This is a genomic window from Alkalibacillus silvisoli (assembly GCF_039521975.1).
GTDB lineage: Bacteria > Bacillota > Bacilli > Bacillales > Alkalibacillaceae > Alkalibacillus > Alkalibacillus silvisoli.
Genome location: NZ_BAAACZ010000028.1, coordinates 71,126 through 78,688, shown reverse-complemented (window position 1 = coordinate 78,688; position 7,563 = coordinate 71,126). Strand labels below are relative to the sequence as shown.

General features: G+C 35.4%; 11 protein-coding genes and 1 pseudogene. 2 read left to right on the top strand and 10 right to left on the bottom strand.

The genetic code is table 11. The features are described from left to right. Together ABDZ63_RS14310 and ABDZ63_RS14305 are read right to left on the bottom strand one after the other, a co-directional pair. Positions 1–369 (bottom strand): transposase family protein (locus ABDZ63_RS14310; protein WP_343784636.1); only part of this gene is annotated, 369 nt, incomplete at its 3' end. Positions 370–654: 285 nt separating this feature from the next. Continuing rightward, positions 655–2,120: pseudogene (locus tag ABDZ63_RS14305) on the bottom strand (IS1182 family transposase). Between the two features lie 617 nt (positions 2,121–2,737). On the opposite strand from ABDZ63_RS14305, the gene ABDZ63_RS14300 reads away from it, so the two are divergent. After that, positions 2,738–2,983: a hypothetical protein gene (locus ABDZ63_RS14300; protein WP_343784634.1), complete on the top strand. Its 246-nt coding sequence runs from the start codon at positions 2,738–2,740 to the stop codon at positions 2,981–2,983. A gap of 243 nt (positions 2,984–3,226) precedes the next feature. Here the strand turns inward: ABDZ63_RS14300 and ABDZ63_RS14295 are convergent, their stop codons facing one another. The 4 genes from ABDZ63_RS14295 to ABDZ63_RS14280 all read right to left on the bottom strand — a co-directional run bounded on the left by ABDZ63_RS14295 (position 3,227) and on the right by ABDZ63_RS14280 (position 5,011). Further along, positions 3,227–3,490 carry a helix-turn-helix domain-containing protein gene (locus ABDZ63_RS14295; RefSeq protein WP_343784632.1) on the bottom strand — a complete coding sequence of 88 codons (264 nt, stop codon included), beginning with the start codon at positions 3,488–3,490 and terminating at the stop codon, positions 3,227–3,229. A 3-nt stretch (positions 3,491–3,493) separates the two neighbouring features. Further along, positions 3,494–3,901 (bottom strand): sigma-70 RNA polymerase sigma factor region 4 domain-containing protein, encoded by a 408-nt coding sequence (locus ABDZ63_RS14290; protein ID WP_343784630.1) that lies wholly within the window; start codon positions 3,899–3,901, stop codon positions 3,494–3,496. 236 nt (positions 3,902–4,137) lie between these two features. Then, positions 4,138–4,575, bottom strand: coding sequence for a signal peptidase I (lepB, locus tag ABDZ63_RS14285; protein WP_343784628.1), 438 nt, complete (start codon positions 4,573–4,575; stop codon positions 4,138–4,140). Between the two features lie 43 nt (positions 4,576–4,618). Next, positions 4,619–5,011: a hypothetical protein gene (locus tag ABDZ63_RS14280; protein ID WP_343784626.1), complete on the bottom strand. Its 393-nt coding sequence runs from the start codon at positions 5,009–5,011 to the stop codon at positions 4,619–4,621. A 79-nt stretch (positions 5,012–5,090) separates the two neighbouring features. Between ABDZ63_RS14280 and ABDZ63_RS14275 the strand changes: the two genes are divergently transcribed. After that, the gene (locus ABDZ63_RS14275) at positions 5,091–5,327 is read left to right on the top strand and encodes a hypothetical protein (RefSeq protein WP_343784624.1); all 237 of its coding nucleotides are present in this window, start codon (positions 5,091–5,093) and stop codon (positions 5,325–5,327) included. A gap of 70 nt (positions 5,328–5,397) precedes the next feature. On the opposite strand, the gene ABDZ63_RS14270 is transcribed toward ABDZ63_RS14275, so the two are convergent. The 4 genes from ABDZ63_RS14270 to ABDZ63_RS14255 are packed head-to-tail and all read right to left on the bottom strand — an operon-like array spanning position 5,398 to position 7,468. Further along, on the bottom strand, positions 5,398–5,856 hold the full coding sequence (locus tag ABDZ63_RS14270; RefSeq protein WP_343784622.1) for a hypothetical protein: 459 nt from the start codon (positions 5,854–5,856) through the stop codon (positions 5,398–5,400). Between the two features lie 30 nt (positions 5,857–5,886). Next, positions 5,887–6,321, bottom strand: coding sequence for a hypothetical protein (locus ABDZ63_RS14265; protein WP_343784620.1), 435 nt, complete (start codon positions 6,319–6,321; stop codon positions 5,887–5,889). Next, positions 6,314–6,934, bottom strand: coding sequence for a TlpA family protein disulfide reductase (locus ABDZ63_RS14260; protein ID WP_343784618.1), 621 nt, complete (start codon positions 6,932–6,934; stop codon positions 6,314–6,316). The genes ABDZ63_RS14265 and ABDZ63_RS14260 overlap by 8 nt, the downstream gene beginning before the upstream one ends. Continuing rightward, complete coding sequence (locus ABDZ63_RS14255) at positions 6,935–7,468, bottom strand: MauE/DoxX family redox-associated membrane protein (RefSeq protein WP_343784643.1); 534 nt, start codon at positions 7,466–7,468, stop codon at positions 6,935–6,937. Positions 7,469–7,563: the final 95 nt, after the last annotated feature.

Below are 7,563 nucleotides of genomic sequence, written 5' to 3'. Positions count from 1 at the left end.
TCGTTGGGCTGTATCTTTAAACGTTTTACCATGAATCGTTTCAAGCCCTATGGCTTGATTGAACTCTTGTGATTGGCGTTGATAACGATCGACAAGATCGTTGGTTTCGTCAAATCGTTTCCGGCAACTGATATGGTGACATTGATAGCGACGTTTGCGGTACCAAATCATCGTAGGGCGATTGAATACTCGATTGTGTTTAATTTTTTGCCAGCGATAATCATGAACCATTTGAGTTGATGTTTGGCATGCAGGACATGGCACGATCTCATGTGGCCGTTCAACGTAGATGTGATAATAGCCATTCTCTTCTCGCGTTTCAGTCACGTGAAAGCTTTCCAATCCAGGTAAGGTCATGTTATGATGCATATGCACGCAGCTCCTTTGCTTTGTTTTGGTGGTATAAAACAAGGATAACAAATAAGGAGTTTGCGTGCTTTTTTTGTCTTATCAAACCGCTGAGTTGGTGTCAGGTGAGAAGCGTAGGTGGTGATGCCTGCGGGAACAGCACGCGTCTCGAGACCCCGCAGGCCACGCTTTTCGGAGGCCACTGAAAAAAGACGGTTAATTTTGTTTTATAAAATAGTTGTTTTAAAAAAAAGAGCCTTTTGATCGATTTTTTCGATTAAAAGTCTCCTTTTCTATCCTAATATTTTACTCTTTTTGGTCTATTAGCTTAATAATTCTTTTTAAGTTAGCCACGAATATCGTCGTTGCTCCTTGTATTTCCATGCCAAATAGACCCGAGTCAGTGGCTTGATCATACCCGTGTCTATGCTTTAATTCACTATTCTTCGCTTCAATCATATAGCGATCTTTAGCTATTTCTTTAAAGGTTTCACTTTCTTGAAACGCTTCTTGTTCTTTGTGCTCAGTTGATTTTAACGTGACTGAGTAAGTTTTGGTTTTCGCGCCTTCCTGGTAACATCCATCCCTTAATGGACAAACCTTACACTTCTCTACGTCAAAGTAATACTTGAGCTGAGTATTGCGTTTCTTTCTCTTCTTCGCTATTTTTTAAATGCCATATGTCCAGCTGGACATACAAACATATCGGCATCTTTATTAAATTCAAACCCTGAATTCTCACGTTTTCCATCTGTAATTACAGGGTGCAATTTAGACACTAATTGAAATTGTTCTTCTTTCGCAAATTTTAAATTGTCTGTTCCTGAATAAGCCGTATCACCAATGACCGCATCAACTTCCATTCCTGCATCCTTACTTTTATGTACGAGATCTTTAAGCTGTTTACCATCACTCTTTTCACCTGTGGTAATGGTAGCTGCTGTGATGATTCTTTCTTTAGACATGGCTAAGTGAGATTTATAACCAAAGAAAGAACTATCTTCAGTTTTATGTCCTATACGTGCGTCTGGGTCATTGGAAAGTGTGGTTTGTTCTTTACAGTCATCCAGTATTTCATTCAAGTGGTTAACTTTTTCTTTCACCGCTGGCATATCATTTACTTCAGACTGTTCTATTACTTCAATTAGTTCCTTACAGTACCTTTCGGTTTCTTTAATACTGTGGTGAGCAGGTTTTTTAGGGAACTTTTCCTTTATGGTTTCATCATATTGATAAACTGTTTTTCGCATAGATTTTGCTTTCTCACTTAAAAACTCCGCAACTGACTTGGAACAGTAACGTGAGGAGGTATGAGTTGCATCCACCATGATGGTTTTACTATCGATCACACCGTAGTCTAGTGCGATTTCTACTGTTTTGTGGATCAATAGATCCAATAAATTATTGTTAGAACTTTCATTTGAACCCTTTAATCGCAATTTACGAAATTTCGTTAATGAGCTCGGGTTAATGACTGGATCCTCAGGAGCTAACTCTAAAAAATATTTAAATGACATATCGTATCTTGCACGTTCTACAACATCAACATCGGACAAATCGTAAATGCGTTTCAACAATAAATACTTAAACATTTGAATAGGGGGAATGGCCTTTCGGCCGTTATCAAGACAGTAATTTTCTTTTAACTCATCCATGATAAACGTGAAGTCAACTATATCATTTAAACGGCGTAGAAAATTATCTTTTGGAATGATCATTTCATAAAGATCTGTATAAGAACTCATATTCAGCGATCCCTGACTCTGTAACACACAACCACCACTTTCTTATTTACTGACTCTATTATAAAAAAGAAAAGAGGGTAAATCATCCCTGATATGATGATTTACCCTCTAAAATTTTAAGGACTTTTTCAGTGGCCTCCGCTTTTCGGCCGAGGAGGCTCGAGCCGTGCCCGCGGCAAGCATCCACCGTAAGCGGATCACCTGACGCCAACGGCCGCTATCATAACCACATCCTAAATTGTGTCTCTACCCCAACAAATATTTTAGAGCCACTTTTCCAAAGCTAATGCCTCCTTTCACTTATAAACAAAAAAAGAACGCCCCAAATTGCCAGGAAATCAAGGCATACTACACCTGTTTCCTGAAAATTTGGGGCGTTCCCAATTAAGTTTATTTTATTTGATTCTATACTAATTCATGTTAAATAAATTTGCAAGTATAAATTTTATTCTTGTATTTTTTTATAAAGTACAATATCATAATTATAATCCCTCTATATTGCCTGCCAGCAAATGGAGGCTTTTTTATGTCTAAAATCGGGAGTTTGACACTTAATTAATAATAAATTACCTTTAGCCTATGATGGCTTTATTTTTTGTCAAATTTATAATTAATTTATTGAGTACTTTATAGTACTATGTTATATGGGTAAGCGGTGGTATGAACGTCAATTGGAAGCGCAGAGTAAACTGGTGTTAGAAGGAAAGGCACTTGAAATGGTACTCGCACATTTATTTGAACAGCAGTCTTTAGTAGGTGGTTCTTCCAGTGATTCTACAGATGGAATTGGAGAGTTTATAGAAGAGATGATGGAGGAGGAAAGGGCTTTTCTCGAAAATACCTTATCTAAATTGAGACAGGTTTCTGGGGCTGGTCAAGAAGACGAATAAGGTTAATGCTGCAAAGCTTCCCTGTAACGTGATATGCCATGCTTGTGAAAAGGTGCTACTCAATAAGTAACACCTTTTAGTACGATTATGGTAAGCTCTCACATGCTAGTTCATTTCAATCACCATCCAAGCGGTGTGGATCCCCATTCGACAATTCTTTCATAACACAATTGAAACGGTGATTGAATTATTTATGATTTATTTGTAGCAAAATCCTCACTTTTTTTCATTATTTTCAGTCATTCATTTTTTCTCGCGATTTTGTAAGTGATTCTCTAATTCCCTCTCCCCCCAGTCTGTATTTGGTTCAAAACGTTGAATAGCTTCAAACAGCTCCACTAACAACTCACTTTTAGCATCCTGCTGATATTCAACCTTCATTTTTTTAACATGGTTTAGAACAAGAGGCATAAACCTACAATATAGCTCTTCTAAAGCAGCTTCATCACCTTGTTTTGCAAGCATAACAAGGTGTGTTAATCCCTTAATCTCTTTTTCAAGGGCCATTGATTACCCCCCCTCTAATTCAATTCTCATTTTTTGTAATGCCCTACGTTTGGTTTTTAGTATTGCATTTTTTGATACCTGCAATTCTTGAGTCAAATCGGTTACTTTTTTATGGTTGAAATATATTTCGGTTATAGTCACTGCTTCTTTTTGTGTTAAGTTTTGCATTGCTGATTCCAGTATTACCTTGTTAATTACTTCTTTGTCTAATGATATTTCATTATCATAAGTTGTATATTCAACTTTTTCCACTGAAAATTGTTCATCATGAAATGGTTCATTTAAAGAATGAATTTCCTTATTTTCTATCGTATACCTTTTTTTCTGATATCGAATAGAACTCCCATTTAAGCAAATGTTGATATATGAAACAACAGCTGCATCAGTTTCTTTTGAATAATAATTCACCATTACTCCACCTCCTATGAATTATATGGTATTCCAAATTTCTAAGATCACAACATCTAACAAGAATGCCTTGATCGATACAATATAATCATAGTTACTTTGATGGGAATTATTATTCAGATCATATACGCTGATATTCATATTTATAGGAATAAGGGACAATTCAAGAGTTTATATTTGGAAGAGCGACAGGTCAATTGTTGATTCGGGATATATTTTTATAAAAAGGAGTTTTTCTGCTAGTAAACATGCTTGCTAGGGGGGAGTACGACCCTTCCAATTACATTTGACATTGAAATAAAACCAACTTTACGACTGTCTATACTACAGGATCTATTATCCCCCAACACGAAGACTTTTCCATTCGGTACAATCAAAGGACTGAACCTATTTTTCTGCAAAAATATTTGTTTGTTTTTATCATTTATATAACCACCAATTTCATATTCGTTATTGATGTAAAGATTATTGTGTTGCAACTCAATTATGTCACCACTCGAGGCAGCCACTCGTTTAATAATGTATTGTTTTTCTGAGTTTTGAAATGCTATAATATCCCCTTTTACAGGTCTTACAAATTTGTATATAAAAGTGTTAACTAACAAGCTTTCTCCACTAAATAGCGTAGGCTCCATTGAAGAGCCTTCTACAACACAATGTATAAATGGCCTTTGCATTTTTAGATTTTACTTCCTTTCTAAATTCCCTAACATTGGAAATTTAAAACCCAAAATTTATATAACAATAAATGAAGAGTATGCTAAGTACTCCTAGTATTATTTTATTGGTTTGCGCTATCAGCTTCTCAAAACCATTTATCATTTTATTAAAGGAATAATTCTTTCTAGATCTTGCTGATATAATGAAAGAAGGGAAAGTTCTCCCAAACCCATAAATAAAGCCAACTATTATTCCCAAGTACGGTTCGTAAAAAAAACCTGTGTATAAGTAAGCTAAGTAGAACAGTACATTAGGAACATAAGTGAATATTCCAGAACCCAAAATACTCCCCCAAACAACCATATTTTTAAGTGGAGTAAAATTAACCCATGAGTTTGGGATCTGCCAATGTTGTTGAGGGATTTTTATTTTAGCTAGACCCATTTCATTCAATGAGTATATCAATACAATTAATCCTAATATAAACAATTTTGCCTGATCTGTGATCCAAAACGTTATAAGAAATATGAAGGTGGAATACAAAAATCCAAAAAATCCTCCAGATATGATTGTAGCAATAAGGTATGTCAAAGATATTTTTATTCTATTTTTTAACGTCACCGCCCCAACTGGCGGCGTAACCGCGAGGGTCACATTTATTCCTCAAGCAGTACAAACTTTTGAGAAGCCAGCAACAAAGGAAATAAAAAATAGTACAACTATATCAAAAAAATTAGGAAATGCCATCTTATCACCCCTATGTTATTAGAAATTAACAATGGATATATAGAACACCCAGTCCTTTAAGCTGGATGTTCTACTTTATCTCAAATATTATATTAACTGTTGTTATCGGGTCCCTCCTCTTCTAGATTACCTTCAGAGTAGTTCCCATCTTCATATACTTCTGGTTCTGAGTGTCTTTTTCTGATGTTATTCACCCATCTTCGTGCAAGACCGGCTGGTGTTGTTCTTCCATGTTTTATGTCTTCCATCTCTATAGTTGCAATTTCAGTAGAAGGCGAAGTTAAAATATATTTTCCGTTTTCGATTTTATAAGATAGATAGGTTATTTCACTGTCATTATTACTAATTCGACTTTCCTTTACTAGGATTGAATTCAACTGGTTAGCGGCTTCTTCAGCTCGTGTTACTCCGTCTGTTTCATTTGCGGTCGAAAGAAACATTACTATTGCCTCAGCAGGTAAACCATAACTGTTTATAGATTCATTTATAGCAACCCATCCAAGATCAGGATTGCTGTTATCATAATACCCCCATGTAGCAACATGTCGCATAAATAATACCTCCTTTTAAGAAATCAAAAATTAACTTACAAAACGATGAAGGCAACCGCAATCACCAGCATTACGTTCATATGGGTTGAAATCTGGTTGATCTAATGTGCAATCACAACAGGCCAAACGACTGCTTCCTCCTGAATCACACCAGCAACCTGTACCCATATAACCCCAGGCATATGAAACTTGCATGCCGGCTGGACATCTTGTCAAAAATGAGTGTAAACCTGATTCGCAATCCGAATTGCAGTACTGCCCATTTGGTGGCAAGCAATCTCCATAATATAATTCTGTCTGGCACCAACTATCACTTGCGTAAGCTAAAGCTTTAATAGGTTGTCCTGCCCATTTAAGCACAGAGTGAAATGAACCTTCTGATAGTAATTGAATAAAATCGTTTTTTCTAACTTTTCTTGCTAGACTTTCGCAGAACCTTTTGAAAATATAATCAAATTTACGCATTTATTTTCTCCCCTTTCTCCTCTTTTTGGACATTTAGAGGTATTCGATAATGCTGAACACCCTCAATGTCCAATGAAAATAGCAAACTCTTAATATGATTCTCACCATTACACAGTCCTTTAGCTTTAACCACCCCCTCAGTATCGAGAGCATACGCAAATGGGGTCACTCTTACATCTAAGTCTCTGAGTATATCTTTTTCTGAATCTAAAATTATTTCCCCTTGTAGGTTTTCTTTCTCTATCAATTCTTCAAACTTTTCTTCATTTTTGGTTTCAGCAATTAAAATAAAATCAACACTATCTTTAAACTTTAAATGCATTCTATTCCAATCAGAATATAAACTCTTGCAAGCCTCACAGTCACTAGATATAAAAGCGAGTAAAGTGGGTTTGTCCTGATTTGGTTCGCGTGTTACTATTTCGTTTGAATAGTTTGATATCCCCGTTAAAGACGGTACTTTCTGCCCTTCTGGAATACCGTCCCTGGATATGGAATCACCCGATTTCAGATAAACTTCACCAAATTGCTTAAACATCAGAAAAAGTGATATAAGAATGATAATTTGTAACGCCCACAACATAACGTTTGAATAAAGTAAGATTTGATCCATTTAGTCACTCCCTGTTCCTGAATATCTCAATATTCTCAATGCGTCTTGATGGAAATTCCAAATCCATTGAGATAGTAATAGTAGCAAAGTCAAAAATATACCCATTCCTATATAATGCAAGGAATATTGAACTTCGTATTGTGTACTTAAATATAACGACAGGGTGGCCAATAAGAAAAGAGTAATAATTTTATTCAAAGTAAACTTATCAACTTTGGCATCCAAGAACCTTCCATAACAACCACAAGTCAAAATTTTGTTATTACTTATTACGTGATATACAGCATATGCAAAGCTTAAAAGAATAATTTGTAAGACGATTATCCCATAGAAAAATGTGGTATTAGATAATAACAACCCAGCTCCGAGAACTTCAACAAATGGTAGAAAAACACCGTATAATAATGCCAAATATTTGGGTAATATATCATATTGATCTACTAAATGAATAAAATATTTTAGGCTAAATATTTTGGGAATAGACGAAGCCATGAATGTGATGATAATCCACCATACCGTCCAATTAAAAATCACTTCCAATTACATCCCCTCCTTTTTTGCTCTTACTATATAAAAGACAACAAATCAGAAAAAGGTAAACCTTATTTTATAAATTTCTCGGAAATTAA